We start from the raw sequence: 25,938 nt of genomic DNA, 5'->3' as shown, positions 1-25,938 counted from the left end.
GGAGTCTATGCAGGGCCGCCCACATGCGACAGGCGTGATCCGGCCCGTGCCGGTGCCTGCGCCCGTGCTGCGGGTGCCGCTGCGCGGAGCGGGTCCCCTACCCGCCCTTCCACCGTTCCTCCCCCAGCTACCGCTGGGAGGTGCCCCCAGGGGCTCCGTCCCAGACCCCGCTCCTGGCGGTGGCGGGGTCAGACGGCCGGGTCGCGGTGGTCCGCGCAGTCGCGCAGGGCGATCTCCAGCTCCACGTACGACTCCTCGGCCCGCCGGAAGGCCAGCGTCAGCGCGGCCTCCGCGCGGGGCGGCACCTGGCCGCGGACCCCTTCCCCCGCCTCGTACAGGACATCGGCCCACCGTGCGGCCGCACTCCGCAGGCGGGCCAGCAGCGCCTCCGCCTCGGTCGGCCCGGCCGGCAGGCCGCGCGGCAGGCCGGTCAGCGCGTCGAGCAGCGCCTGGATTTCGGACATCACGCTCCTCCCGCGCCGGAAGATCCACGATACGCGGGCGTACGGCCATCGGCGGCGGACGGCCCCGCCGGATCGCCGTACGCCACTCGCCGTGCGACGAACGGCACCACGGCGCCGCCGGACGGTCGGCCGGTCGCGGACGGCCGGTCGCGGTCAGCCGGTGGCGTGCCGCATCAACAGGTCCCGCAGCTCCCGCGCATGGCGACGGCTCACCTGCAGCTCAGCCGACCCGACCCGGACGCTCGTCGTGCCCGCGTCCAGCCGGAGTTCGTCGATGCGGGCCAGCGCCACCAGGTGCCGGCGGTGGATCCGTACGAACCCGCGCGCGGCCCACCGCTCCTCCAGCGTGGACAGCGGGATCCGGACCAGGTGGCTGCCCTCGTCGGTGTGCAGGCGGGCGTAGTCGCCCTGGGCCTCGACGTAGGCGATGTCGGCGATCGCCACGAACCGGGTGACGCCGCCCAGTTCGACGGCGATCTGGTCGGGGCTGCGGTCGGCGAGGGTGACCTCGGCGGCCGGCCGGCGCGGTACCGGCACGGCCGGGGCGGGTTCGGCGGCCGGCGGCGGCGCCTCCCCGGTCCGGCCCAGCTGCGCGCACGCCCGCCGGACGGCCTCGGCCAGCCGCTCGGGGCGCACGGGCTTGAGTACGTAGTCCACGGCCTTGAGGTCGAAGGCCTGCACGGCGAAACCCTCGTGGGCGGTGACGAACACGATCAGCGGCGGCCGCGCGAACCCGGCCAGCAGCCGGGCGATGTCCAGACCGGTCAGCCCGGCCATGTGGATGTCGAGGAAGACCACGTCGATGCCGTCCGCCCCGTCCGGCCCGGCCTCCAGCGCGAGGGTGATCCGGCGCAGCGCCTCGGTGGCGTCCGAGGCCCCCTCCGCGCTGCGCACCCGGGGATCGGAGCGCAGCAGGTAGAGGAGCTCCTCCAGGAGCGGCTTCTCGTCGTCGACGGCCAGTACGCGCAGCATGCGGCCGAGTCTAAGGACCGGCCCACCGCGGCGGAACGGTGCGCGGCCCCTGCCCGGGGGGAGGTCGGGCGAGGGGCCGCGCGGTCATGAGGCACTACTGGACGGTGATGAGCTTGCCGTCGGGGGAGACGGCGTACCAGGTGCCGCCCACGCCCTGGCCGTTGATGTCGCCCGGTTTCTTGTCACCGCTGAAGGTGTAGACGGGCCAGCAGTCGACCGTCTGCTGCTTCTTGCCGTCCGGGCGGTCCAGCACCAGGTAGTTGCGCTCGGTGATCCCCTTGGCGTTGGCCTTGTCCACCGGCGGGACGACCGGCCACTTGGCCACGCAGTCGCCCTCGCACTTCGACACCATCGGCCACGCGGTGTCCGGCTTGAACCGGTAGACCGTCATGCCCTTGCCGTCGACGATGTGGTCGCCGAGCTTGGGGTCCTTCGCCACGGACAGGCCGGCGCCCGCCTCCGCCGCGCCACCCGCGGCCGGGGTCGTCTTCGCCGCCTTCTTGCCGTCCGGGGCGAAGGCGAACCACACCCCGCCGACGCCCTGGCCGTTGATGTCGCCCGGCTTGGCGTCCTTGTCGAAGCGGTACGCGGGCCAGCCGGCCACCGTCAGCTGCCTGGTGCCGTCGCTGCGCACCACCTCGCCCAGCAGCGCCGGGTCCATGCCCGCCGCGGCGGTGGCGTCACCGGCCGCGACCACCGGCCAGGTCTTCGCGCAGTCCCCGTCGCAGTTGGACTTCGACGGCTTGGCGGTGTCCTTGTCGAACCGGTAGAGGGTGTGTCCGGCGCCGTCGGTCAGGACCGAGCCGAGCCGCTCGCTGCTCGCGACCGTCAGCTGCCCGGCCGGCTTGGCGCCGGAGCCGTCCGCCGCCGCGGCCGGCGAGGGGGCCTGGGCGGAGGCGGCGCCGGCCGGCTTGGCCGTGTCGGCGGCCTTGTCGTCCGCCGGACCGCAGGCGCTCGCCGCCAGGGCGACGGCGATCGCGGCCGCGGCAAGGGTGGTTCCGCGCTTGATGCCCATCGTGATCTCTCCCACTGTGGTGTCCGTCGTGTCCGCCGCCTCGGCGCCGGCAACTGTGCCCAGGACACGCCCCGGTGGGAGAGATCTGTTCACGGCGATCGCTGTGGGCTGTTTCACTCACCCCCGGTCGAACCCGGCGCGCCGCAGGGCCGTGGCCACAGCGAGGCCGAGGACCCGGTGTCCGGAGTCGTTGGGGTGCAGCCCGTCCTCCAGGTGTTCTGGTCCCAGCAGGTCCCGGCCCGGCAGCACGGCCAGCCGGTCGTCGCCCGCGGCGATCCGGTCCCGGGCGGCGCGCTCCATCGCGTCGCGCAGGGCGCCCAGGGTGGCGCCGAGCCGGTTCGGGGTGCGTTCGGCGTCGGGCCGCAGGACGGGGGAGAGCAGCAGGAGCGGGGTCCGCGGATGCCCCTGCCGGACCAATTCGAGGAACACGCGCGTGGTCTCGTACAGCAGCGGAGCCGAATAGGGCACCCGTGACCAGCAGTTGGTGCCGAAGGCGAGGGTGAGCACATCGGCGGGCAGGCCGGCGAGCTGTTCGGCGGTGGCGAGCTCGCCGCGGGCGGCGCCCGCGTAGCCGAGGTTGACGGTGTCCCAGCCGAGCGCCCGCCCGGTGACCGAGGGCCAGCCGTGGGCGGGGCGGGTGGACCACCAGCCCTCGGTGATGGAGTCGCCGTGCACCACCCAGCGCGGGGCGGGCGGGGCCGGTGCGAGGGGGCCGCCGATCCCGCGCAGGCCGAGGATGACGGGGGACTGCGTCTCCGGCGGGTGCAGGGTGAAGGGCCCGCTGCCGCCGCCCAGTTCCATCCGTACGACGGCCTCCGCGGCCGGTTCGGTGAACACCTCGCAGACCACCCCGTGCCGGTCCCACAGCGCGAAGCCGTGCGCGAGGTCGCGCAGGGCGTCGGTGGCTCCGGGCACGGCCGCCCGGTAGCGGATCTCCACGGCCCGGGCGGCCTGGGTGGTGAACTCCAGCCGCACCCCGATGGGCAGGGTGGCCCGCTCGCCCGTGTCCCACGGCAGCCGCATGGTGTCCGCCGGGTCCGCCCGCACCGGGCGTCCCTTGTCCAGCCAGGCGACCCCGCGCAGGAAGGGGCCCGGGTCCTGCCAGCCGGGGTCCTGCCACAGCCCGTCGGCGTCACCGCCACCGTCAGCGCCCAGTGGTCTCACTCTTCGCCTCCGATCGTCGGATACGGGAACTTCACCCCGACCCCGCCGTCCACCACCAGCGTCTGTCCCGTCACGTACGAGGACAGCGGGGAGACGAGGAAGTACAGGGCCGCCGCGATGTCCCAGGTTTCGGCGACCCGGCCCAGCGGGGCGTTCTCCGCGTTGCGCCGCCGCCCCTCGGGGCCCAGCAGGGCGGCGACCCGCGGGGTCCACACCACCCCCGGCGCCACCGCGTTCACCCGTACCCCGCGCGGGCCCAGTTCCACCGCCGCCGAGCGCACCAGGGACATGAGCCCCGCCTTCGCGGCCCCGTAGGCGGCGTGCAGCGGGGCCGCGGTCAGGCCGGAGACGGAGGCGACGAAGACGAGCGGGCCGCCGCCGGCCGCGGCGACGGCCTCACCGCCGTACCGGACGGCGAGCCAGGCGTGCCGCAGGACCATGTCGAAGTGCCAGTCCCAGCCGGCGTCGTCGAGGTCGGGGAGCCCCGCGTACCGGGCCATGCCGACGATGTCGACGACCCCGCCCACCGGTCCGCCCAGCAGCGCGGTGGCCTCCTCGAAGAGGGTGCGGACGGCCGCGCGCCGAGTTACGTCGGCGGTGTACGGGACGCCCCCGGTCTCGGCGGCGACGGCCCGGGCGCGTTCGCCGTCGAGGTCCGCGCACAGCACGCGGGCGCCCGCGGCGGCGAGGGCGTGGGCGGTCTGGCGGCCGATGCCGTTGCCGGCGCCGAGCAGGACGAGCCGGCGGCCGTCGAGGCGGTGCAGGGCGGCGTAGTCGGGGACGGGCGAGGTGTCGAGGCCCCCGGCGGTCACGGGGCGGCCGTCCGGGGCTCGTAGCGGGCCAGTTCCGGAATGACTTCCTTCCCCAGGATCTCCAGGGTCCGCAGGATCTCCCGGTGCTCCAGGTAGCCCCACTGCACGTAGCAGATCAGCTGGTCCACGCCGAGGTCCGCGTACCGCTTGGCCTTGGCGACGATCGTCTCCGCGTCCCCGATGAGGATCATGTCCCCGTCGCTGAACTCCCGTACCGGAATCTCCCCTTCCAGTATCGGGGTGAGCAGCGGGAAGGTCCGCTCGCGTTCCTCGGGGTCCAGGTGCGGCAGCTCCCACTCCAGCGTGAACTGCGCGAGGTTCGAGTACCACCAGGCCACGGAGGACCACACGCGGGCGCCGGGTGCCGTGCCCGGTGCGGTCGCGTGGACGAGGGTGTAGGCGCTGACCCGGTCCGTCGTGACGTCGGTGAGCGGCCGCGGGGCGCGCGCGGCGTTCCGGTACGCCGCCACCTGGCGGGCCATCGCCTCCAGCGGCTGCATGATCGAGAAGGAGAGCAGCCCGAGTCCGGCCGCCCCGGCGACCTCGGCCGAGCCGGGGGAGGTGGCCGCCATCCAGGCGGGCGGGTGCGGGTCCTGCACGGGCTTGGGGGTGACCATCCGGCGCGGGAAGCGGAACCGCTCGGAGGCGTACTCGAAGTACTCCTCGCGCCACATTCCGGCAACGATCCCGACGGCCTCGCGCCAGTCCTCCCGGGACCGCTCCCGGTCCACCCCGAAGGCCGCCTGCTCCATGGGCGTGGAGCGCCCGGTGCCCCATTCCACGCGGCCCCCCGAGAGCACGTCCACGGTGGCCACCTTCTCCGCGATCCGCTGAGGAGCGGTGAAGCCGAAGGGGGTCAGGGTCACCCCGAAGCCGAGCCGGATCCGCTCGGTCAGCCCGGCCAGGTGTCCGAGGAGCACCTCGGGGGCCGGGCAGTGGGAGCGGCCCTCGCGGAAGTGGTGCTCGACCGCCCACACCGTGCGGAACCCCATCCGGTCGGCGAGCCGGATCTGCTCGACGGCCTCCCGGTAGGCGCGCTGCTCGGCGGCCCGCTGACCGTGCGGATGGGCCCCGTGCCAGGGCCTCGGTACGTCGATCTCGTAGAGCACGTCCAGATCCATGGCGGCACGCTGCGGCAGATCTGACGAAGTGTCAAGAAAGGGGGCGCGGGTGGGCTGCGCAGTGATCGATCGTCCACGCGCAACAAACGACCATGGCGGACGGATCCGCGCAACGATCGTCCGCCAATGTGCAAGGATGGTGCATTACGGGCGGTATCACTCAGCTCGTAGGCTCACCCCCTGTACGTGGAGTGGCGCGGACCGCCTGCTCGGCGGTCCCCCCATGCCCAGACGGGCCCAAACCCGTCTGATAACTGCTCCGGACCGCTGCGGTCGACGCCTGAACCGTCCCCATCCCGCAGTGTCAAAGGAGTCCCCTCGTGCTCGATCAGGGCCAGGCACCCCCGCTCTCCCCGGAGACGCGCAAGCCCGTGAACCCGCTGCTGCGCCGCAAGCCCGTCGAGCGGCTCGTCGCCGAGGGCGGCCAGGGCGAGGGCGGCACGCTCCGCCGCTCGCTCACCATGTGGCAGCTGACGATGATCAGCATCGGCGCCACCCTGGGCACCGGCATCTTCGTCGTCCTCGGCACCGCCGCCCCCAAGGCCGGCCCCGCCGTGACGATCTCCTTCATCCTCGCGGGCCTGACCGCCCTGTTCTCGGCCCTCTCCTACGCCGAGCTGGCCGGCTCCGTTCCGGTCTCCGGCTCCTCGTACTCCTACGCGTACGCCACGATGGGCGAGCTCATAGCCTGGATCTGCGGCTGGTGCCTGGTCCTGGAGTACGCCGTCTCCGTCGCGGCCGTCGCCGTCGGCTGGGGCCAGTACCTCAACGAGTTCCTCGACGGGACCATCGGGCGCACGATTCCCGAGTCGGTCTCCGCGCCGCTGGGCGAGGGCGGGTTCATCAACCTGCCGGCCCTGGTCGTCGTCCTGCTCTCGATGGTCTTCCTGATGCGCGGCGCCAAGGAAAGCGCCACGGTCAACTCGATCATGGTCGGGGTGAAGATCGTCACGCTGCTGCTCTTCATCGGCATCGGCGTCATGGGCATCAAGGCCGGCAACTACACCCCGCTGGCCCCGCTCGGCGTCACCGGCATCAGCGCCGCCGCCTCCACCCTCTTCTTCTCCTACATCGGCTTCGACGCCGCCTCCACCGCCGGTGAGGAAGCCAAGAACCCGAAGAAGGACCTGCCGCGCGCGATCATGCTCTCGCTGGCGATCGTCACCGTCCTCTACGTCCTCGTCGCCTTCGTCGCCGTCGGCGCCATGCCGTGGCAGGACTTCGAGGGCACCGAGGCCGCGCTCGCCCAGATCATGACCGACGTCACCGGCACCAGCGTCTGGGGCGTCGTCCTCGCCGCCGGAGCCATCGTCGCGATCTTCTCCGTCGTCTTCGCCGTCCTCTACGGCCAGACCCGCATCCTCTTCGCGATGTCCCGCGACGGCCTCGTCCCCAAGGTCTTCGCCAAGGTCGACGAGAAGACCGGCGCCCCCCGCGCCAACGTGGTGATCGTCTCCCTGTTCTGCGGCGTCCTCGCGGCCTTCATCCCGCTGGGCAAGCTCGCCGACGCCACCAGCATCGGCACCCTCTTCGCCTTCGGCCTGGTCAACGTCGCCGTCATCATCCTGCGCCGGACCCGCCCCGACATGCCGCGCACCTTCAAGGTGGCGCTCTTCCCCGTCACCCCGATCCTGGGCGCCATCGCCTGCGCCTACATGATGTTCGAGCTCGATACGGCCACGTGGATGGTCTTCGGTGGCTGGATGATCGTGGGCCTCGTGTTCTACTTCCTGTACGGCGTCCGCCGCTCCCGACTGGCCACGGAAGAAGTGGCCACAGCAGAAAAGTGATCCACCCGCAGTGCGACTGAACGATCTCGACGAACGCATCGTGCACGCCCTCGCCGAGGACGCCCGCCGCTCCTACGCGGACATCGGCTCCGAGGTCGGCCTCTCGGCCCCGGCCGTCAAGCGGCGCGTCGACCGGCTGCGGGCGGAGGGAGCCATCACCGGCTTCACCGTCCGCGTCGACCCCGCCGCCATGGGCTGGGAGACCGAGGGCTTCATCGAGATCTACTGCCGTCACAACACCTCGCCGGACGACATCCGGCGGGGGTTGGAGCGGTACCCCGAGGTGGTGTCCGCGTCGACCGTCACCGGCGACGCGGACGCCCTCGTCCAGGTCTTCGCCTCCGACATGCGGCACTTCGAGCGCGTACTGGAACGCATCGCGGGCGAACCCTTCGTGGAACGCACGAAGTCGGTCCTGGTCCTGTCGCCCCTCCTGCGCCGCTTCACGTCGGGCGCCCCGGCGTAGGAGCGGGGTCCGGGGCGGAGCCCCGAATCCTTGAGCCGCACCCACCCTGCCACGCCAGGCAGACCCAGCCCCGCCGGCGTTTGAGGCGCGGGGTCCGGGGCGGAGCCCCAGTCTCGGGGACACCCGACCGTCAGGCCCGCTTCGCGGGGGTCCGCAGGCCCAGGAACACCGGCTCGCGCCGAAGCGTGAACCCCATCGCCTCGTAGAGCCGAACGGCAGACGTGTTGGCCGCCGCCGCATGCAGGAACGGAACGTCCCCCCGCTCCCGCACCGCCAACGCCACCGCCCGTATCAGCCGGGCCGCCACCCCCCGCCCCCGGTGCTCCGGATGCGTGCACACCGCGCTGATCTCCGACCATCCCGGCGGCCGCATCCGTTCCCCCGCCATCGCGACGAGCCGCCCCTCGTGTCGGATCCCGAGGTACGTGCCCAGCTCCACCGTCCGGTCCAGGAACGGCCCCGGCCGGGTCAGCTCCACCAGCTCCAGCATCTCCGGCACGTCTCCGGGCCCCAGCCGTACCGCCTCCGGCGCCGCCTCGGCCCGTACCGCCCGCCCGTCCAGCTGGACGCCCGGCAAGGTCAGCACCGGCTCCCACCCCGGCGGCGGCGTCGGCAGCCCGGTCAGCCAGACCTCCTCCCCGGGGCCCGCCAGCTCGGCCAGGTCCGCCCAGGCGCGCGGATCCTCCGGATCGGACAGCCCGGCCCAGGGGGCGGTGTCCCCGGTGTAGCGGGCGGCCAGCCCCGCGGGTCCGTACTCGGCGAAGCCGCGGTGCGGGCCGGTCAGCGCGGCCCAGACCGGATTGTCGAGTACCTCGGCTGCCTCGGTTGCCTCGGCGGACATGGGTGCGGAGCTCCTTCCGTCGGTGCGGCGGCGCGATCGGTCGCCGCCGCCTTCTTGACGGCCCCCTGCGCCGCCGTGAAACTGCGGGCACGGCCACGATTGGCCGGCGCCCCCCGCGGGAAGCGTAACCACCGCAGGACGGGACGCACATGACGGGACGGAGGGTGGCACCGGTGGACGAGGCCAGGACGGCGGACACGGGGGTGCACACCCTCCGCCGCTGGTGGCTGACCCGGCGCCTGCACATCGACCTCCTCCGGGTCTGCAGCGCCTTCGGCGCCCGCGCCTGACCCCGTACCCCACCCGCCAGGCCCCCCGACGCCGCCCGCTCGGCCGACCGGTTACGGACTCCGCCGGGAGGCCCCGCGTCGCCGCCCCGGCTGACGCCGTACGGCCCCTGCCGGGTCCCCGGCGCCGATCGCGCCGTCCCCTGGCTGACTCCCGTACGGCCCCTGCCGGGTCCCCGACGCCGATCGCGCCGTCCCCTGGCTGACTCCCGTACGGCCCTTGCCGGGTCCCCGGCGCCGATCGCGCCGGGCCTCGGCCGGGCCCTGACCCCCGTACGCCCTCCCGCAGCGCCCGGGAACCCGGCTCCGCCGGGCACCGGGCTCCGCCCGGATCGCGCCTCACAGGCCGGCAAGGCGGAAGTCCGGGGGCCCGGCACCACCACCGCCACCGCCTCTGCCGACCCGCAAGCCCGCCGTCAGCGCGCCCGGCCGACCCGCAAGCCCTCCGCCAGGAGCCCGCGGAAGTCCGGGGGCCCGGTACCGCCACCGCCTCCGCCGACCCGCAAGCCCGCCGTCAGCGCGCCCGGCCGACCCGCAAGCCCCCCGCCAGGAGCCCGCGGAAGTCCGGGAGCCCGGCCGGCCCCGTAAGGAGAGTCATGTCGCACACCGTCCTGCCCCGCACCGCCCCCGCCCCCGAGCTGCGCGGCCGCCTCGGCGCCGGGTTCTCCCCCGTTCCGCACCGCTACCGTCTCTACCTCTCCTCCGGCTGTCCCCGCTCCCTGCCCGTGACCGCCGCCCTCGCAGAGCTCGGCCTCGGGACCTCCGTCGCCGCCACCCACCTCGGCCCGGACCCCGACGCACCCGGACACACCGCGCTGCGCCTCGCCTACGAGGCCGCCGGACACCACTTCGACGGCGACCTGACCGTCCCCGCCCTCGTCGACACCTGGAGCGGCCGCGTCGTCTCCAACAACACCCCCGACATCCTCGACGACCTACGGTTCCTGGCCGCGCACCCGGCCTTCCGTACCGGCGAGTAAGGGGCTGCGCGGGGCCCCACCCGGCCCCGCGCAACGAATCACCGCACCCGCCCCGCAACACGCAACGAATCGATGCGCGCAGCGCAACGGTCACGGCTTGTCCGGGTCGAACGCGCGAACGTACCGTTTTGTGAACCCCACCCCTCCTGCCACAGAGGTCAGCCCATGCCCCCGCTGCGCACCGCACTCCTCCAGAGCTCCGGACGGATCGGCGACACCGCCGAGAACCTCAAGGCGCTCGACGAGGCCGCGGAGCGCGCCGCACAGAGCGGGGCCGGGCTCCTCGTGACCTCGGAGATGTTCCTCACCGGCTACGCCCTGGCCCCCCAGGACATCGCCGGGCTCGCCGAACCGGCCGACGGCATGTCCGCCCGCGCCATCGGCGAGATCGCCCGCCGCCACGGGGTGGCCGTCCTGTACGGCTACCCCGAGCGGTCCGGCGAAGCCGTGTACAACGCGGCCCAGCTCATCGGCCCCGACGGCGAGCGCCTCGCGAACTACCGCAAGACGCACCTCTTCGGCTGCTTCGAGCAGGACGCCTTCACCCCCGGCGACACCCCCGTCGTCCAGGCGGACCTCGGCGGCCTCCGCATCGGCATCATGATCTGCTACGACGTGGAGTTCCCCGAGAACGTCCGGGCCCACGCGCTCGCCGGCACCGACCTCCTCCTGGTGCCGACCGCGCAGATGCACCCGTTCCAGTTCGTCGCCGAACAGCTCGTCCCCGTACGGGCCTTCGAGAACCAGATGTACATCGCGTACGTCAACCGCACCGGCCCGGAAGGCGAGTTCGAGTTCGTCGGACTCAGCTGCCTGGCGAGCCCCGACGGGGTCACCCGCACCCGGGCCGGCCGCGGCGAGGAGCTGGTGTTCGGCGAGGCGGACCCCGAGCTGCTGCACGCGTCGCGCACGACCAACCCCTACCTGCGCGACCGCCGCCCCGGGCTCTACGCCTCCCTCGTCTGAAACCCCCCGCTTCCCGCCCCCCCCGCTCAGCTCTGCCGCAAGGAGACGTGGCCCCATGACGTCCACGGTGCCCACCACCGCCGTCCCGCACAGCGACGGACAGCCGCCGATCACCATGTTCGGTCCGGACTTCCCGTACGCGTACGACGACTTCCTCGCCCACCCGGCGGGCCTGGGCCAGATACCGGCCACCGAGCACGGCACCGAGGTCGCCGTCATCGGCGGCGGCCTCTCCGGCATCATCTCCGCCTACGAGCTGATGAAGATGGGCCTCAAGCCCGTCGTCTACGAGGCCGACCAGATCGGCGGCCGCCTGCGCACCGTCGGCTTCGAGGGCGCCGGCACCGAGGGCCTGACCGCGGAGATGGGCGCCATGCGCTTCCCGCCGTCCTCCACCGCCCTCCAGCACTACATCGACCTCGTCGGCCTGGTCACGGAGCCCTTCCCGAACCCGCTCGCCGAGTCGACCCCCTCCACGGTCGTCGACCTCAAGGGCGAGACCCACTACGCCGAGACCATCGCCGACCTCCCGCAGATCTACCGCGACGTCGCCGACGCGTGGAACGCCTGCCTCGACGAGGGCGCCGATTTCTCCGACATGAACACCGCGATGCGCGAGCGGGACGTCCCGCGCATCCGCGAGATCTGGGCGAAGCTCGTCGAGAAGCTCGACGACGAGACCTTCTACGGCTTCCTCTGCAAGTCCGAGGCCTTCCAGTCCTTCCGCAAGCGCGAGATCTTCGGCCAGGTCGGCTTCGGCACCGGCGGCTGGGACACCGACTTCCCGAACTCCATCCTGGAGATCCTGCGCGTCGTCTACACCGAGGCCGACGACCACCACCGCGGCATCGTGGGCGGTTCGCAGCAGCTCCCGCTGCGCCTGTGGGAGCGCGAGCCCGAGAAGATCGTCCACTGGGCCCAGGGCACCTCGCTGTCCTCCCTGCACGAGGGCACCCCGCGCCCCGCGGTGACCCGCCTGCACCGCACCGCCGGCAACCGCATCACGGTCACCGACGCGTCCGGCGACATCCGTACGTACCGCGCCGCGATCTTCACGGCCCAGTCCTGGATGCTCCTGTCGAAGATCGCGTGCGACGACACGCTCTTCCCGATCGACCACTGGACGGCGATCGAGCGCACCCACTACATGGAGTCCAGCAAGCTCTTCATCCCCGTCGACCGCCCCTTCTGGCTCGACAAGGACGAGGAGACGGGCCGCGACGTCATGTCGATGACCCTCACGGACCGCATGACCCGCGGTACGTACCTCCTGGACAACGGCCCGGACCAGCCGGCCGTCATCTGCCTCTCCTACACCTGGTGCGACGACAGCCTGAAGTGGCTGCCGCTGTCCGCGAACGAGCGGATGGAGGTCATGCTGAAGTCCCTCGGCGAGATCTACCCCAAGGTCGACATCCGCCGCCACGTCATCGGCAACCCGGTGACCGTGTCCTGGGAGAACGAGCCCTACTTCATGGGCGCGTTCAAGGCCAACCTGCCGGGCCACTACCGCTACCAGCGGCGCCTGTTCACCCACTTCATGCAGGACCGCCTCCCCGAGGACAAGCGCGGCATCTTCCTCGCCGGCGACGACATCTCCTGGACGGCCGGCTGGGCCGAGGGCGCCGTCCAGACCGCCCTCAACGCGGTCTGGGGCGTCATGCACCACCTCGGCGGCTCCACGGACGCCACCAACCCCGGCCCGGGCGACGTCTACGACGAGATCGCCCCGGTCGAGCTCCCGGAGGACTGATTCCCTCAGGCCCCCCGATGACCACGGGCCGCCCCCGCGCACGAGCGCGGCGGCGGCCCGTTCTCGTGCCCGTACCTCCTCACGCCCGTACGGGGACACAGGCCGTCGGCGTCAGCAGGCAGCGGCCGACCAGGCCGACGCCCGCGTCCAGGGATTCCCGGAACTCCTCCGCCAGGTCGGGGGAGCGGCGCAGCGTCCACAGCAGACGGGCCGCCGCCCAGGCGCCCGCGCGGGCCCGCTCCAGGCTCCACGAGCCGACCAGGTGGGTCAGCGGATCGGCGATCTCCAGCAGGTCCGGGCCCGGCATCAGCTCCTCCCGGATGTGCTCCTCCAGGGCGACCAGGGTGTCGCCCACCCGGTCGAAGTCGCCTTCGAGGGCGGCGGGCTCGCAGTCCAGGGCCCGGCAGGTGGACACCACCGCCACCGCCAGGTCGTGCCCGATGTGCGCGTTGATCCCGGCCAGCGCGTACTGCAGCGGGCGGATCCCGGGGTGGCGGCGGGACTGGAGCAGCGGGCGCCAGCAGGCCGGGGCCCGGTCCGCCTCCACGGCCGCCAGGTACCGCTCGGCGAAGCGCACGCCGAGGGTCTCGGCCCGCCGCGGCGCCGGGAACCCGCCGCTCCCGATCCGCCGGTGCAGGGTCTCCGTCACCGTCAGGTAGACCCGGTTGAAGACGGCGACACCGTCCTGCGGCGGGAGCCGCTCGTCCAGGGTGCGCATCCGCGCCAGCACCGCTTCCATGAGGGCAGAGTCGCAGGCAGTGCCCCGGATCCGGGGAACGTCGCCGTACGCTTCCCCGGTTCGGGCGAAACCTCGTCAACACCCGCGTCAACGCGGCATGTCAACACCGCCCTGGTCGTCGTAGGCGGAGGTGCCCGAGTCCAGCAGCGGCTCCTGCCGCTTCAGGTGCGCGGGGGCGAAGTACCGCAGCGCGTGGTAGCCCGTGATCACCACGATCGTGCCCAGCGCGATGCCGCCCAGCTCGAAGCTGTCGGTGATGTGCAGCTTGACCCCGCCGACACCGATGATGATGCCCGCCGCGGCCGGCACCAGGTTCAGCGGATTGCGCAGGTCCACCCGCCCGTTGATCCAGATCTGGGCGCCGAGCAGGCCGATCATGCCGTACAGGATGACGGTGATGCCGCCGAGCACCCCGCCCGGGATCGCGGCGACGACCGCGCCGAACTTGGGGCACAGCCCGAAGAGCAGCGCGAAGCCCGCCGCCGCCCAGTACGCCGCCGTGGAGTAGACCCGGGTCGCGGCCATGACCCCGATGTTCTCGGAGTACGTGGTGTTCGGCGGGCCGCCGACCGCCGTGGACAGCATGGACGCGGCGCCGTCCGCCGCGATGGCGGTGCCGAGCTCGTCGTCCAGCGGGTCGCCGGTCATCTCGCCGACGGCCTTGATGTGCCCGGCGTTCTCGGCGATCAGCGCGATCACCACGGGCAGCGCGATGAGGATCGCCGACCACTCGAAGGCCGGCGCGTGGAAGGACGGCAGCCCGATCCAGTCCGCCTTGCCGACCCCGGACAGGTCCAGGCGCCAGTGGTCCACGGCCTCCGGCCCGCCCACCGTGGAGTGGATCTTGCCGAAGATCCGGTCGAGGACCCAGGAGAGCCCGTACCCGAAGACCAGCCCGAGGAAGATCGCGATCCGCGACCAGAACCCCCGCAGGCACACCACCGCGAGCCCCGTGAACAGCATCGTCAGCAGCGCCGTCCACTGGTCCTGCGGCCAGTACGTCGAGGCCGTCACCGGTGCCAGGTTGAAGCCGATCAGCATCACCACGGCGCCCGTCACCACCGGCGGCATCGCCGCGTGGATGATCCGCGCGCCGAAGCGCTGCACCGCGAGACCGGCGAGGAACAGTGCCGCGCCGACGACGAAGACCGCGCCGGTCACGACCGCGCTGTCCCCGCCCGAGGCGCGGATCGCCGCGGCGACGCCGACGAAGGAGAGGGAGCAGCCCAGGTAGGACGGGACCCGGCCGCGCGTCGCGAGGAGGAAGATCACCGTCGCGATGCCGGACATCATGATGGCCAGGTTCGGGTCCAGGCCCATCAGCACCGGCGCGACGAAGCTCGCGCCGAACATCGCCACGACGTGCTGGGCGCCGAGCCCCGCGGTCCGCGGCCACGAGAGCCGCTCGTCCGGCCGCACCACCGCGCCGGGGGCGGGGGTCCGCCCGTCTCCGTGCAGGGTCCAGCGCACGCCGAGGCCCATGGTCCACCACTTCCGTTCTTCAGCTGGTCGAGCGTCGAGGCCGCACGGAGATCGTCCGGAGTGCGGCCGGCGACATTTTACGGTCGGATTGCGGCGGGTTCGTCCCGATTGGCCTGGTCGCGACCCTGCCCGGACGGCTTCTGCCGCAGTACGGCGGCCCCCGCCACCAGCGCGAACGCCAGCAGGGTGACCAGCCCGAAGGAGACCACGAGCGAGGTCGCGTCCGCTACGGCGCCGATCGCCGACGGCGCGATCAGCCCCGACGTGTACGTGATCGTCGCGACGCCCGCGATCGCCTGCGCCGGGGCCGGCCCGCTGCGCGCCGCGGCCGCGAAGGCCAGCGGGACCACCACCGCGACGCCGAGCCCGATCAGCCCGAAGCCGGCCATCGCCGCCGCGGGGTGGCGGGCCGTCACCACGAGCAGCCCGCCCGCGGTCGCGAACACCCCGCCCACCCGGACCGTGCGCACCGCCCCGAACCGGTCCACCACCCGGTCCCCGGCGAGCCGGACCACCGCCATGGTCAGCGCGAACGCGGTGGTGGAGGCCGCCGCCACACCGGCGTCGGTGTCCAGGACGTCCCGCAGGTAGACCGCCGACCAGTCAAGACTCGCGCCCTCCGCGAAGACCGCGCAGAAGCCGATCGCCCCGATGAGCACCGCGGACTTCGGCGGCAGCGCGAAGTGCGCCGGAGCCTCCGCGTCCGAGTCGGACTTCAGATCGAGCACCCCCCGTACGGCGACCAGCCCGGCCGCGGTGAGCGCGCACGCGGCGATCAGGTGGTGCAGCCGCGCGTCGGCCCCCGTGTGCGCGGCGACCGTACCGGCGGCCGAGCCGAGCAGCGCGCCCACGCTCCACATGCCGTGCAGCGAGGACATGATCGAGCGCCGCAGCCGGTTCTCGGTCTCCACGCCGAGCGCGTTCATCGCCACGTCCGACATGCCGGAGGTGGCTCCGTAGACGAAGAGCGCGAGGCAGAGGACGGGCAGGTTCGGGGCCAGGCTCGGGAGGACGAGGGAGAGGGTCCACAGCGCCAGCAGCCCGCGCAGTGCGGCGCGGGCGCCGAAGCGGTGGTTGATCCGCCCGGCCAGCGGCATCGCGAGCGCCGCGCCCAGGGCGGGGAAGGCGAGGGCGAGACCCAGGGTGCCCGCGCCGATCTGGGCGTGCTCCTGGATCCAGGGGATGCGGGTGGCGAAGGAGCCGGTGACGGCGCCGTGGGCGCAGAAGACGGCGGCGATCGCGAAACGGGCATGGCGCAGGCGCGCCGGGCTGAGGTCTGGTTCCCCGGTCATGAGAGATAAATTATCAGGGAGCCTACCTGATAGTTAGTGGATGCGACTCCATAGGATGGCGCCGTGACCCCTGCCTCCACCGCCCCCCGGCCTGTTCCCGTCCCTGCGTCCGCGGGCGCTCTCGCGACCGGGCCCGCGTCGGCGCCCGTGACCGCCCCCGCGTCCAAGCCCGCGTCCGCGACGGCGCCGGCCTCGCCGAGCACGGCCCGTGCCATCAACGACCGCCTGGCCCTCCAACTCCTCCAGGAGGCCGGGCCGCTGACGGCCACCCAGCTCAAGACCATGACCGGCCTCTCCCGCCCCTCGACCGCCGACCTCGTCGACCGGCTCACCGGGGCCGGACTGATCGAGGTCGTCGGGGAATCGGGCGAACAGCGGCGCGGCCCCAACGCGAAGCTGTACGGAATCGTCGCCCGCCGGGCGTACCTGGCCGCCCTGGACGTACGGACCGACAGCGTGACCGCCGTCGTCACCGACCTCCTCGGCCACCCCCTCGCCGAGGCCGCCCTGCCCGTCGGAGCCCCCGAGGACGCGGTGGCGGCCCTGCTGGGCACCGCCCGCGAGGCCGGCGCCGACGAACTGCACACCGTCGTCATCGGAGCCCCCGGCCTCGTCGCCCCGGCCACCGGCGAACTCCGCCACACCAGCGGCCTGCCCGCCTGGCACAAGGACCTGGTGACGGCCCTTCAGCGGAGCCTGCCCGCCGTGGTCATCGTCGAGAACGAGACCAACCTGGCCGCCCTCGCAGAACAGCGCCTGGGCGTGGCGCGAGACCTCGACTCCTTCGTCCTGCTGTGGCTCGGCGCGGGGGTGGGCGCCGCCGTGGTCCTCGACGGCCGGCTGCGCCGGGGCGCCTCCGGCGGAGCCGGCGAGATCGGCTTCCTCCCGGTCCCGGGCACCGGCGCCCTGCCCTCGGCCACCGACTGCGGCGGCGGCTTCCACGCCCTGGCGGGCCGCGACGCCGTGACGGCCCTGGCGGCCGAGCACGGCTTCACGGGCCCGGCGGAGGAAGCCGTCGCGGGAGCCGCGGGGGAGGCCTTCCTCGAAGCCCTGGCCGAACGCCTGGCCCTGGGCGCGGCCGCGGTGGCCGCCGTCCTGGACCCGGGCTGCGTGGTCCTGGCCGGCGAACTGGGCCGCGCGGGCGGCCCCGCCCTGGCCACCCGAGTCGCCCACCGCCTGACCACCCTGACCCCGGTCCCGACCGAGGTCCGCGCCACGACGCTGGGAGGCTCGGCGATCCTGTCGGGGGCGCGCGAGGCGGCCCGGGGGGCGGCACAGGAGGCGGTGTTCGGGGGGTAGGGGGTGGGTGGGCAACCCCCGCCCCGGCCCGGCGGTGAGAGGGGGGCGAATACCGGCGGTCAGCCCGCACGCCCCGCCGCGTACTCCTCGAACGTGCCCCGGCCCGCCGCGTGGGACGGGGTCAGGTGGCCGCCTCGGCGGAAGCCCGCGTAGGCCTTGCCTGCCAGGGGGACGGGGAGGATGCGGCGGTTGCGGCCCGTTGCGTTCAGGTAGCTGCGGGCCAGGTCCGGGAGGGTGCGGATCTCCGGGCCGCCCATGTCCGGGACGCGGCCGGAGGGGGTGGGGACCGCCAGTTCCGCCAGGCGGTCCGCGACCTCCTCGACGGCGATCGGCTGGAACCGTAGCCCCTTCGGCAGCGGCAGGACCGGCAGCTTCGCCGCCGCGTCGACCACCTGCGCGACCAGGTCGTGGAACTGCGTCGTCCGCAGGATCGTCACGCCCAGCCCGGACTGCTCCAGCAGCCGCTCCACCCTCAGCTTCCTCTCGTAGTAGCCGAGGGGGACCTCGTCCACCCCCACGATCGAGATGTAGACGATGTTGCCGACGGTCCCCGCCCGCCGGGCCGCCTCGATCAGGTGCCCGGTGCCCACCTCGTCGCCCTTGCCCGCGCGGCGCGTGTTGCTGGCGCAGTGCACGACCACCTCCGCGCCCGCCATCGCCGCGTCCAGCCCGCTGCCGTCCTCGAGGTCGACGGGGTAGTCCGGGGCGTGCCGGCTGAGGACGCGGACCTCGTGGCCCGCCGCCCGCAGGCGTGCGCTGACGAGCGAGCCGAGGGTGCCGGTGCCGCCGGTGACCAGGATGGTGCTCATGGTGTCGTCCTCTCGGGGAAGTGCCTTCACCGGTGGAGACCGGACAGCCCTCAGGAATGTGACAGCTGCCGCCGAAGGAATTCGAGCTTCTCCGGATTGACCACCGTACTCACGCCGCTGACCAGTCCGTTCTCGAATTCGACCATCATGACCGCCACCTCGCCGAAGAGCAGCGCGGGTGATCCGTTGATCTCCGCGAAGGTGACCGGCACACCCGCGACGTACTTCTCCAGCGCCCCGATCGCGAAGCGGGCCACGTTGTTCCGGCCCAGGATCGGCCGCCTGGCCGCGCTGACGACCCCGCCGCCGTCCGACACGTACCGGACATCGGCGCTCAGCAGGCTCTCCAGCCGGGCCAGGTCCCCGCTGTGCGCGGCGGTCAGGAAGGACTCCACCAGGCCGTGCCACTGCGCCGGGTCCGGTGCGAAGCGAGGCTTCGGCGCCCCCGCCGCCACCCGGGCCGTCGCCCGGCGGTGGATCTGGCGGCAGTTGGCCTCGGAGAGGTCGAGGAGCTCGGAGATCTCCCGGTGGCCGTAGGCGAAGGCCTCGCGCAGCACGTACACCGCCCGCTCCGCCGGCGTGAGCTGCTCCAGCAGCACCAGCAGTGCCATGGACACGCCCTCCCGCTGCTCCGCCGATTCCAGCGGGCCCAGCACCCCGTCGGAGGTGAGGACCGGTTCCGGGAGCCAGGGGCCGACGTACTCCTCGCGCCGCGCCCGGGCCGAGGTGAGGGTGTTGAGGCACAGGTGGGTGACGACCTTGGCGAGCCAGGCCCCCAAGTGCTGGATGTCGCTCCGGTCGGCGGCGCTCCAGCGCAGGTAGGCCTCCTGGACGGTGTCCTCGGCCTCGGCGGCGGAGCCGAGCATCCGGTAGGCGATGCCGAACATCCGGGGCCGGTGTTCCTCGAAGTCCGCTATGGCTGCGGAGTTATGGGTGCTCACCGGATCAGCCTACGTAGGAGCCCGTACGGGCACACGTGCGAGGACCCGGTGGCCGCCGGGCCACCGGGTCCTCACGTCAGGGCTTCACCCACCGGGTGTCAGCAGGCGCCCTGGTCCTTCCAGACGCCCCATTCGCCGGTCGTGCCGGGCTCCTCGTTCTGCGTCCACCACTGGGCCTTCCAGTTGTGGCCCTTGTGGGAGACGACGTTGCCGCTGTTGTAGACCGTGCCCGCCACGTACGCCGGGTTGGTGCAGGTCCCGCCCGGAGGCGTGGTCGGCGGCGTGGTCGGGGGAGTGGTCGGCGGGGTGGTGGGAGGCGTGGTCGGGGGCTGGGTGCCGCCGGGCTGCGTCAGCGTGGTGCCGCGCGCCAGGTCGCCGGCGAGGGCGTAGGTGGTGCCGGAAATGTTTACCGTCCAGTTGGAGGGCGTGGACACCGGCAGGTAGTAGTTGAAGGCCAGGTCGACGGAGGCGCCCGGGGCCAGGGTCTGCCAGCTCGGGAGCTTGAGGGAGACCCGCTGGAAGTCGCCCTTCAGGCCGCCCACGTTGGTGCCGGTGTGTCCGCTGCTGATCACCGTCGTGCCGAAGCCGGACTGGTCCGAGGCGTTGTTCGGGGCCGAGGTGCCGTAGTCGAACTGGAACTCGGTGCCGCCGGGCAGCGTGGTGTTCGTGTTGTTGGTGATCTTGAGCTTCGGGGTGAGCGGGTAGTTGGAGTCGCCCAGCTTGAACTCGGTGAACTCCGTCTTGATGTCCACGGCCTGGGTGGGCAGGGCGGCGCCCGCCTTCTTGGCGCCGTACGGGGCGGCGGCCTTGAACTTGTCGTACATCAGGGTGGTGAGCGTGCTGCCCATCTCGTACTGGCCCTTGGCCGCGTTGTACGCGTAGTCGCCCGCCAGCTCCCAGACCATCGTGCCGCCGATGCCCTTGTTCACGACGTAGTCGGCCTTGGCGGCGACGGACTGCTCGTCCTCCGTCGACAGGAAGACCTTCTTCTGGCTGTTCCACAGCCACGGCGCCACCAGGGTGGAGTCGTACTTGCGGGCGTAGGTGCCGGTCAGGGTGGTGTTCGCCGGGAAGCCGTACTTGGTGACGTAGTCGCCGACGACGCCCTTCTCCAGGTTCTTGGCGTGCCACATCGGGTTGGAGCCCGCCGGGGACTCGGCCCCGTTGGTGTCCTTGTCGTGCCACAGGTTGTCGATGCCGACCGCCCCGTCGCCGCACTTGGTCAGGCCCGCGCCGGCCGGGCAGGTGGTCGAGGGGGCCTTGCCCCACAGGCCGTCCGTGCCGCCCTGCACGTTCTTGAAGCCGCGGGTGTAGTAGGGCAGGCCGATGTTGATGCGCCCGCCGGGCATGGAGCCGCGGAAGTAGTGGTAGGCCCAGTCGGTGTTCAGGTAGCCGATGCCGCCGTACTGGGAGGTGGAGTAGACGCCGGCGGCCGCCAGTTCGGCGTCCTTGCCGTCGTCGAAGAGCGAGGCGTTGGGGCCGACGTACTCGTTCCAGGCGCCGTGCAGGTCGTAGGACATGATGTTGACGTAGTCCAGGTACTTCTGCACCTGGAAGGTCTCCATGCCCCGCAGCAGGTAGCCGGAGGAGGGGGCGGCGACGGAGAGCAGGTAGTGCTTGCCGTCGGCGGCGCCCGCGCGGTCGAGCTTCTCGCGCAGCGACTTCATCAGGGCGGCGTAGCCCTGGACCAGTCCGGCGCGGCGGGCGTTGGACAGCTGCCAGTCCAGCGGGTTGCCCGCGTCCTTCATGGTGGTCGGGTACTCGTAGTCGATGTCGACGCCGTTGAACCCGTACTTGCGGATGAACTCGACGGAGGAGTCGGCGAAGGTGTCGATGCCGGCCTGGTTGACCGAGCCGTCGGCGTTGGTGGCCATCGAGTAGAAGCCGCCGGAGGCGACCCGGTTGCCGTCGTCCCCGAAGTAGCCGCCGGTCTCCGCCCAGCCGCCGACCGAGATCAGCGTCTTGACGTTCGGGTACTGCTTCTTGAACTTGGTCAGCTGGTTGAAGTGGCCCTTGTACGGGAGGGCCGGGTCCATCTCGGCGCCCGCCACGCCCGGCCAGGTCTTGCCGGTGGCGGCGTTGTTCGCGTTGTCCGCGCCGACGGAGATCTTGTTGTCGGCGCCCACGTGGGCGAAGGCGTAGTTCAGGTGGGTGACCTTGGACCACGGGATGTTGTTGGCGAGGTAGGCGGGCTCGCCGTTGCTGCCGTCGCGCCAGCCGGTGAAGTATCCGATGACGCGGCGCTGGTGGTCGGCGCCCATCTTCTCGCGGCCTTCGGAGTCGTAGACCGAGCAGTACGGGACGTCGACGCCGGCCGTTTTGTACAGCCCGTCCGGGCGGCAGCTCTCGTTGTCGGCGGCGTGCGAGACGCCCGCCGAGAGCCCGCCCACCAGCAGTCCGGCGATTGCGGCGCCGGATGCCAGGAGCATCGCTCTCGTACGTGTGGGGGACAGCATTGTGCCTCCTGGGGAGGGGAGGATGGCAGGACACATCAGGGCACAGCAAGACACAACATGCAGAAAGGTGGCGCTTGTTGGCCCGTGACGTGCGCACATCTGACGGGCTGTTCCCGGGGGAAGATGAAGGGAACGTTAAGAGGACTAGACCAACCCGTCAATAGGTCTGGACCAACCCCGGGTCCACTTGACGGACTCTCGAAAGTGGGCTCATGTGAGCCAGGCCACACCCCATCACCCGCATGGCCGCCGATCACCCGTGGCAGACTGGCTTCAGTACCAGTAGCAGCGCACTCCGGGGTCGGTGTAATTCCGAACCGGCGGTTATAGTCCGCGACCCGTCCGCAGCCAGCGGCCGGTTGACCAGGTGAGATTCCTGGACCGACGGTTAAAGTCCGGATGGGAGGCAGTGCGCGGCGGGCCAGTCACCGGTACGCCGCCGTCGGCGGTTCGTCGGCGTATCCCCAGGGATATGCCCGATCGGACCGTTTTCCGGCCTCGGCGCCCCCGTGTGAGCTGTACCGCTTCATCTGTCGTATCCCGACAGGCCCCGGAGTCCGTGCCCGATGAGGCAGGAGGACCCGGTGGCGACACACGCCGCGCACGCAGCACCCGACGCGGGCACCCGCGCCATGCGCCGAGCCATCGAGCTCGCCGCCCGCGGACTCGGCTCCACCAGCCCCAACCCGGTCGTCGGCTGCGTCATCACCGACGCCACGGGCACCGTCGTCGGCGAAGGCTGGCACGAGCGCGCCGGCGGCCCGCACGCCGAGGTCCACGCCCTGCGCGCGGCCGGCACCGCCGCCCGTGGCGGCACCGCCTACGTCACCCTCGAACCCTGCAACCACACCGGCCGTACGGGACCCTGCGCCCAGGCCCTCATCGAGGCCGGCATCGCCCGCGTCGTCTACGCCGTCTCCGACCCGAACCCGCAGGCCAGCGGTGGGGGAGCCACCCTGCGCGCCGCCGGGATCGAGACCGGGGCCGGGCTGCTGGCGGACGAGGCCGAGGCCGGGAACATCGCCTGGCTGACCTCCGTACGCCTGGGCCGCCCCTACATCCTGTGGAAGTACGCCGCCACCCTCGACGGCAGGATCGCCGCCGCCGACGGCACCAGCCGCTGGATCAGCTCCCCGGAGTCCCGCGCCGACGTCCACCGGCTGCGCGCCGAGGCCGACGCCATCGTCGTCGGCTCCGGCACCCTGCGCGCCGACGACCCGCACCTCGCGGTCCGCGGCATCGAAGGCGCCGACCAGCCCCTGCGCGTCGTCCTGGACACCCACGCCACCATCCTGCCCACCGCCCGCGTCCTCGACGAGGCCGCACCCACCCTCATCGCCGTCGCCGAGGACGCCGACACCCGCCACCTCGCCGGGGTCGAGCTGGCCCGGCTCCCGCACGACAAGTACGGGATCTCCGTGGACGCCCTCCTCGCCGAGCTGGACCGCCGCGGGGTCCGCTCCGTCCTCCTCGAAGGCGGCCCGACCCTCGCCGGGGCCTTCGTCGCGGCGGGCGCCGTCGACAAGGTCGTCGGCTACCTCGCCCCGGTCCTCCTCGGCGCGGGCCCCGCGGCCCTCGCCGACGCCGGCATCGGCACCCTCACCGAAGCGCTCCGGCTCCGGATCACCGAGACCGTCCGCATCGGCACAGACATCCGCATCACCGCCGTCCCCACGGCTCCGTCCGTCCCCACAGCCCACAAGGAGCACTGAAGTGTTCACCGGAATCGTCGAAGAACTGGGCGAGGTCATCGCCGTCGAGGAGCTCGCGGAAGCCTCCCGCTTCCGCCTGCGCGGCCCCGTCGTGACCGAGGGCGCCAAGCACGGCGACTCCATCGCCGTCAACGGCGTCTGCCTGACCGTCGTGGAGACCGCCGACGGCGAGTTCACCGCCGACGTCATGCAGGAAACCCTCAACCGCTCCAGCCTCGGCGCCCTCACCAAGGGCTCCCGGGTCAACCTGGAGCGCCCCATGGCCCTCGGCGGACGCCTCGGCGGCCACCTGGTCCAGGGACACGTGGACGGCACCGGCAGGATCCTCGGCCGGACCCCCTCCGAGCACTGGGTGATCGTCGAGATCTCCCTCCCGGAGAACCTCGCGAAGTACGTCGTGGAGAAGGGCTCCATCACGGTCGACGGCGTCAGCCTCACCGTGGTGGAGGCCGCCGCCGACCGGTTCTCCGTGAGCCTGATCCCCACCACCCTCAACCTGACCACGCTCGGTCTCAAGACCAACGGCGACCCGGTCAACCTCGAGGTCGACGTCCTCGCCAAGTACGTCGAGCGCCTGCTCGGCGCGGACCGGAAGGCGGCGGAGTGAGCACGCTGAACTGGCTGAACTCCGAGGCCTTCACCGCCTTCGGCCAGCACATCAAGTGGTCCGACATGATCGGCAACACGATCGGTCTGATCGCCCTCGCCCTCGGCTGGCGGCGCTCCATATGGACCTGGCCCGCCCAGTTCCTCTCGGGCGTCATCCTCTTCGTGGCCTTCGCCGCCGGGCACCTGTCCGGCAGCGCCGGCAAGCAGGTCGTCGTCATGCTCGTCGCCGCCTGGGGCTGGGCCCAGTGGCACCGGGGCCGGCAGCAGGCCCAGGACGGCGGGCTCGCGGTCCGGTTCGCCACCTGGCGCGAACGCGGCGCCCTGGTGGGCGCAGCCGCCGTCGGTACCGTCGCCGTCGCGCTGCTGTTCACCGCCTACCCGGCCCTGTCCTGGGACCCCTGGCCCGACGCCTACATCTTCGTCGGCACGATCGTCGCCATGTACGCCCAGTCGCGCGGCATGGTCGAGTTCTGGTTCGCCTGGCTCCTGGTCGACCTGGTCGGCGTCCCCCTGAACTTCGCCAACGGCTACGCCTTCTCCGGATTCGTCTACGTCATCTACGGCGCGCTCGTCCTGTGGGGCATGCGCGACTGGTGGCTCCGCTCGCGCACCACCCCCGCCCCGGCCCTGGAAGGAGCAACGGCATGACCTCCCTCAACCCCGTGCCCCACCTGCTCGACGTCCCCGAGGAGACCTTCCGCCTCGACCCCGTCGAGCAGGCCATCCGCGACATCGCCGCCGGCCGGCCCATCGTCGTCGTCGACGACGAGGACCGCGAGAACGAGGGCGACCTCGTCATCGCCGCCGAGAAGGCCACCCCCGAGATCGTCGCCTTCATGATGAGCGAGTGCCGCGGCCTGATCTGCGCCCCCATGGAGGCCCCGGAGCTGGACCGGCTCGAACTGCCCCAGATGGTCCAGCACAACACCGAGTCGATGCAGACCGCCTTCACCGTCTCCGTCGACGCGAGCGGCGCCCACGGCGTCACCACCGGCATCTCCGCCGCCGACCGCGCCACCACCCTGCGGCTGCTCGCCGCCGGGACCTCCGAGCCCGGCGACTTCGTCCGCCCCGGCCACATCTTCCCGCTGCGCGCCAAGCCCGGCGGTGTCCTGGTCCGCAACGGCCACACCGAGGCCGCCGTCGACCTCGCCCGCCTCGCGGGCCTGCGCCCCGCCGGCGCCATCGTGGAGATCGCCGGCGAGGACGGCGTCATGCTGCGCCTGCCCGAGCTGATCCCCTTCGCCCGCAAGCACGGCCTGACGATCATCTCCATCGAGGACCTGATCGCCTACCGCCGCTCCGCCGAGCCCACCGTCCGCCGCGAGGCCGAGGTCAGCCTGCCGACCGCCTTCGGCGAGTTCACGGCGTACGGCTACCGCTCCACCGTCGACGGGGTCGAGCACATCGCCCTCGTCCACGGCGACCTCGGCGACGGCGAGGACATCCTGGTCCGGATGCACTCCGAGTGCCTGACCGGCGACATCTTCGCCTCCCAGCGCTGCGACTGCGGCCCCCAGCTGCACGCCTCCATGGAACGGATCCGGGAGGCCGGCCGCGGCGTCGTCATCTACCTGCGCGGCCACGAGGGCCGCGGTATCGGACTGCTGTCCAAGCTGCGCGCGTACGAGCTCCAGGAGCGCGGCCGCGACACCCTCGACGCCAACCTGGAGCTGGGCCTGCCCGCCGACGCCCGCGACTACGGGGCCGGCGCGCAGATCCTCGCCGACCTCGGCGTGCGCGGCGTGCGGCTGCTGACCAACAACCCCGACAAGGCCGACGCCCTCGAACGGCACGGGATCAAGGTTTCCGGCCGGGAGCCGATGCCCGTAGAGGCCGGCGAGCACAATCTGCGGTACCTGCGCACCAAGCGGGACCGGATGGGCCACGACCTGCCCTGGCTGGACGGGGCCGTGACCACGTCCGCCTGCGGCAACCAGTAAGCACGCACCACCACCCCGTACGAAC

Annotated in this window: 24 protein-coding genes and 1 riboswitch; of the genes, 11 read left to right on the top strand and 13 right to left on the bottom strand. The window is 72.6% G+C overall.

The features are described 5' to 3' along the window. Positions 1 to 188 precede the first annotated feature (188 nt). The 6 genes from ACGFYU_RS19575 to ACGFYU_RS19550 all read right to left on the bottom strand — a co-directional run bounded on the left by ACGFYU_RS19575 (position 189) and on the right by ACGFYU_RS19550 (position 5,548). Positions 189 to 464 (bottom strand): hypothetical protein, encoded by a 276-nt coding sequence (locus ACGFYU_RS19575; protein WP_393828543.1) that lies wholly within the window; start codon positions 462 to 464, stop codon positions 189 to 191. Positions 465 to 617: 153 nt separating this feature from the next. Beyond that, positions 618 to 1,436, bottom strand: a complete 819-nt coding sequence (locus ACGFYU_RS19570; protein WP_393828542.1) for a LytR/AlgR family response regulator transcription factor — start codon at positions 1,434 to 1,436, stop codon at positions 618 to 620. Between the two features lie 94 nt (positions 1,437 to 1,530). After that, positions 1,531 to 2,451: an SCO0930 family lipoprotein gene (locus ACGFYU_RS19565; RefSeq protein ID WP_393828679.1), complete on the bottom strand. Its 921-nt coding sequence runs from the start codon at positions 2,449 to 2,451 to the stop codon at positions 1,531 to 1,533. Positions 2,452 to 2,568: 117 nt separating this feature from the next. After that, positions 2,569 to 3,573: a GDSL-type esterase/lipase family protein gene (locus ACGFYU_RS19560; protein WP_393828678.1), complete on the bottom strand. Its 1,005-nt coding sequence runs from the start codon at positions 3,571 to 3,573 to the stop codon at positions 2,569 to 2,571. A 38-nt stretch (positions 3,574 to 3,611) separates the two neighbouring features. Continuing rightward, entirely contained in the window at positions 3,612 to 4,427 is an 816-nt protein-coding gene (locus tag ACGFYU_RS19555; protein ID WP_393828541.1) for an SDR family NAD(P)-dependent oxidoreductase, read from the bottom strand. Further along, entirely contained in the window at positions 4,424 to 5,548 is a 1,125-nt protein-coding gene (locus ACGFYU_RS19550; protein ID WP_393828540.1) for an LLM class flavin-dependent oxidoreductase, read from the bottom strand. The genes ACGFYU_RS19555 and ACGFYU_RS19550 overlap by 4 nt, the downstream gene beginning before the upstream one ends. Positions 5,549 to 5,868: 320 nt before the next feature. Between ACGFYU_RS19550 and ACGFYU_RS19545 the strand changes: the two genes are divergently transcribed. Continuing rightward, complete coding sequence (locus tag ACGFYU_RS19545; RefSeq protein WP_393828539.1) at positions 5,869 to 7,338, top strand: amino acid permease; 1,470 nt, start codon at positions 5,869 to 5,871, stop codon at positions 7,336 to 7,338. A 10-nt stretch (positions 7,339 to 7,348) separates the two neighbouring features. Then, entirely contained in the window at positions 7,349 to 7,804 is a 456-nt protein-coding gene (locus ACGFYU_RS19540; protein ID WP_007262967.1) for an Lrp/AsnC family transcriptional regulator, read from the top strand. Positions 7,805 to 7,934: 130 nt separating this feature from the next. On the opposite strand, the gene ACGFYU_RS19535 is transcribed toward ACGFYU_RS19540, so the two are convergent. Then, positions 7,935 to 8,645, bottom strand: coding sequence for a GNAT family N-acetyltransferase (locus ACGFYU_RS19535; RefSeq protein ID WP_393828538.1), 711 nt, complete (start codon positions 8,643 to 8,645; stop codon positions 7,935 to 7,937). A 149-nt stretch (positions 8,646 to 8,794) separates the two neighbouring features. Between ACGFYU_RS19535 and ACGFYU_RS19530 the strand changes: the two genes are divergently transcribed. The 4 genes from ACGFYU_RS19530 to ACGFYU_RS19515 all read left to right on the top strand — a co-directional run bounded on the left by ACGFYU_RS19530 (position 8,795) and on the right by ACGFYU_RS19515 (position 12,631). Further along, positions 8,795 to 8,935, top strand: a complete 141-nt coding sequence (locus ACGFYU_RS19530; RefSeq protein WP_393828537.1) for a hypothetical protein — start codon at positions 8,795 to 8,797, stop codon at positions 8,933 to 8,935. 593 nt (positions 8,936 to 9,528) lie between these two features. Beyond that, positions 9,529 to 9,912, top strand: coding sequence for a hypothetical protein (locus ACGFYU_RS19525; protein ID WP_393828536.1), 384 nt, complete (start codon positions 9,529 to 9,531; stop codon positions 9,910 to 9,912). A 165-nt stretch (positions 9,913 to 10,077) separates the two neighbouring features. Then, positions 10,078 to 10,878 (top strand): carbon-nitrogen hydrolase family protein, encoded by an 801-nt coding sequence (locus ACGFYU_RS19520; RefSeq protein ID WP_393828535.1) that lies wholly within the window; start codon positions 10,078 to 10,080, stop codon positions 10,876 to 10,878. A gap of 55 nt (positions 10,879 to 10,933) precedes the next feature. After that, positions 10,934 to 12,631, top strand: coding sequence for a flavin monoamine oxidase family protein (locus ACGFYU_RS19515; protein ID WP_393828534.1), 1,698 nt, complete (start codon positions 10,934 to 10,936; stop codon positions 12,629 to 12,631). Positions 12,632 to 12,710: 79 nt separating this feature from the next. Here ACGFYU_RS19515 and ACGFYU_RS19510 read toward each other — a convergent pair whose 3' ends face one another. The 3 genes from ACGFYU_RS19510 to ACGFYU_RS19500 form a co-directional block, all read right to left on the bottom strand. After that, complete coding sequence (locus tag ACGFYU_RS19510) at positions 12,711 to 13,370, bottom strand: DUF5995 family protein (RefSeq protein ID WP_393828533.1); 660 nt, start codon at positions 13,368 to 13,370, stop codon at positions 12,711 to 12,713. 87 nt (positions 13,371 to 13,457) lie between these two features. Next, positions 13,458 to 14,852, bottom strand: a complete 1,395-nt coding sequence (locus ACGFYU_RS19505) for a uracil-xanthine permease family protein (RefSeq protein ID WP_393828532.1) — start codon at positions 14,850 to 14,852, stop codon at positions 13,458 to 13,460. Between the two features lie 77 nt (positions 14,853 to 14,929). Further along, positions 14,930 to 16,144, bottom strand: a complete 1,215-nt coding sequence (locus ACGFYU_RS19500; RefSeq protein WP_393828531.1) for an MFS transporter — start codon at positions 16,142 to 16,144, stop codon at positions 14,930 to 14,932. 147 nt (positions 16,145 to 16,291) lie between these two features. Here ACGFYU_RS19500 and ACGFYU_RS19495 point away from each other — a divergent pair, with 147 nt between their 5' ends. Further along, entirely contained in the window at positions 16,292 to 17,443 is a 1,152-nt protein-coding gene (locus ACGFYU_RS19495; protein ID WP_393828530.1) for an ROK family transcriptional regulator, read from the top strand. A gap of 59 nt (positions 17,444 to 17,502) precedes the next feature. Here the strand turns inward: ACGFYU_RS19495 and ACGFYU_RS19490 are convergent, their stop codons facing one another. From ACGFYU_RS19490 to ACGFYU_RS19480, 3 genes are all read right to left on the bottom strand, one after another. Continuing rightward, the gene (locus tag ACGFYU_RS19490) at positions 17,503 to 18,252 is read right to left on the bottom strand and encodes an SDR family oxidoreductase (RefSeq protein ID WP_393828529.1); all 750 of its coding nucleotides are present in this window, start codon (positions 18,250 to 18,252) and stop codon (positions 17,503 to 17,505) included. A 50-nt stretch (positions 18,253 to 18,302) separates the two neighbouring features. Beyond that, the gene (locus tag ACGFYU_RS19485; RefSeq protein ID WP_393828528.1) at positions 18,303 to 19,193 is read right to left on the bottom strand and encodes an RNA polymerase sigma-70 factor; all 891 of its coding nucleotides are present in this window, start codon (positions 19,191 to 19,193) and stop codon (positions 18,303 to 18,305) included. A gap of 98 nt (positions 19,194 to 19,291) precedes the next feature. Next, positions 19,292 to 21,649: a chitinase C-terminal domain-containing protein gene (locus ACGFYU_RS19480; RefSeq protein ID WP_393828527.1), complete on the bottom strand. Its 2,358-nt coding sequence runs from the start codon at positions 21,647 to 21,649 to the stop codon at positions 19,292 to 19,294. Between the two features lie 286 nt (positions 21,650 to 21,935). Beyond that, positions 21,936 to 22,066, top strand: a riboswitch (FMN riboswitch). A gap of 149 nt (positions 22,067 to 22,215) precedes the next feature. On the opposite strand from ACGFYU_RS19480, the gene ribD reads away from it, so the two are divergent. From ribD to ACGFYU_RS19460, 4 genes are read left to right on the top strand one after another with little or no spacing between them, the layout of a single operon-like run. Then, positions 22,216 to 23,361, top strand: a complete 1,146-nt coding sequence (ribD, locus tag ACGFYU_RS19475; protein ID WP_393828526.1) for a bifunctional diaminohydroxyphosphoribosylaminopyrimidine deaminase/5-amino-6-(5-phosphoribosylamino)uracil reductase RibD — start codon at positions 22,216 to 22,218, stop codon at positions 23,359 to 23,361. 1 nt (position 23,362) lies between these two features. Then, complete coding sequence (locus ACGFYU_RS19470; RefSeq protein WP_393828525.1) at positions 23,363 to 23,968, top strand: riboflavin synthase; 606 nt, start codon at positions 23,363 to 23,365, stop codon at positions 23,966 to 23,968. Positions 23,969 to 23,973: 5 nt separating this feature from the next. Further along, positions 23,974 to 24,618 (top strand): nicotinamide riboside transporter PnuC, encoded by a 645-nt coding sequence (locus tag ACGFYU_RS19465; protein WP_393828677.1) that lies wholly within the window; start codon positions 23,974 to 23,976, stop codon positions 24,616 to 24,618. Next, complete coding sequence (locus ACGFYU_RS19460; protein WP_393828524.1) at positions 24,615 to 25,913, top strand: bifunctional 3,4-dihydroxy-2-butanone-4-phosphate synthase/GTP cyclohydrolase II; 1,299 nt, start codon at positions 24,615 to 24,617, stop codon at positions 25,911 to 25,913. Before ACGFYU_RS19465 ends, ACGFYU_RS19460 begins: the two co-directional genes overlap by 4 nt. Positions 25,914 to 25,938 lie beyond the last annotated feature (25 nt).

The organism is Streptomyces sp. NPDC048337, from assembly GCF_043201175.1.
Lineage (GTDB): Bacteria > Actinomycetota > Actinomycetes > Streptomycetales > Streptomycetaceae > Streptomyces.
The sequence above is the reverse complement of the archived record's forward strand: the minus strand, read 5'-3'. Positions and strand labels throughout refer to the sequence as shown.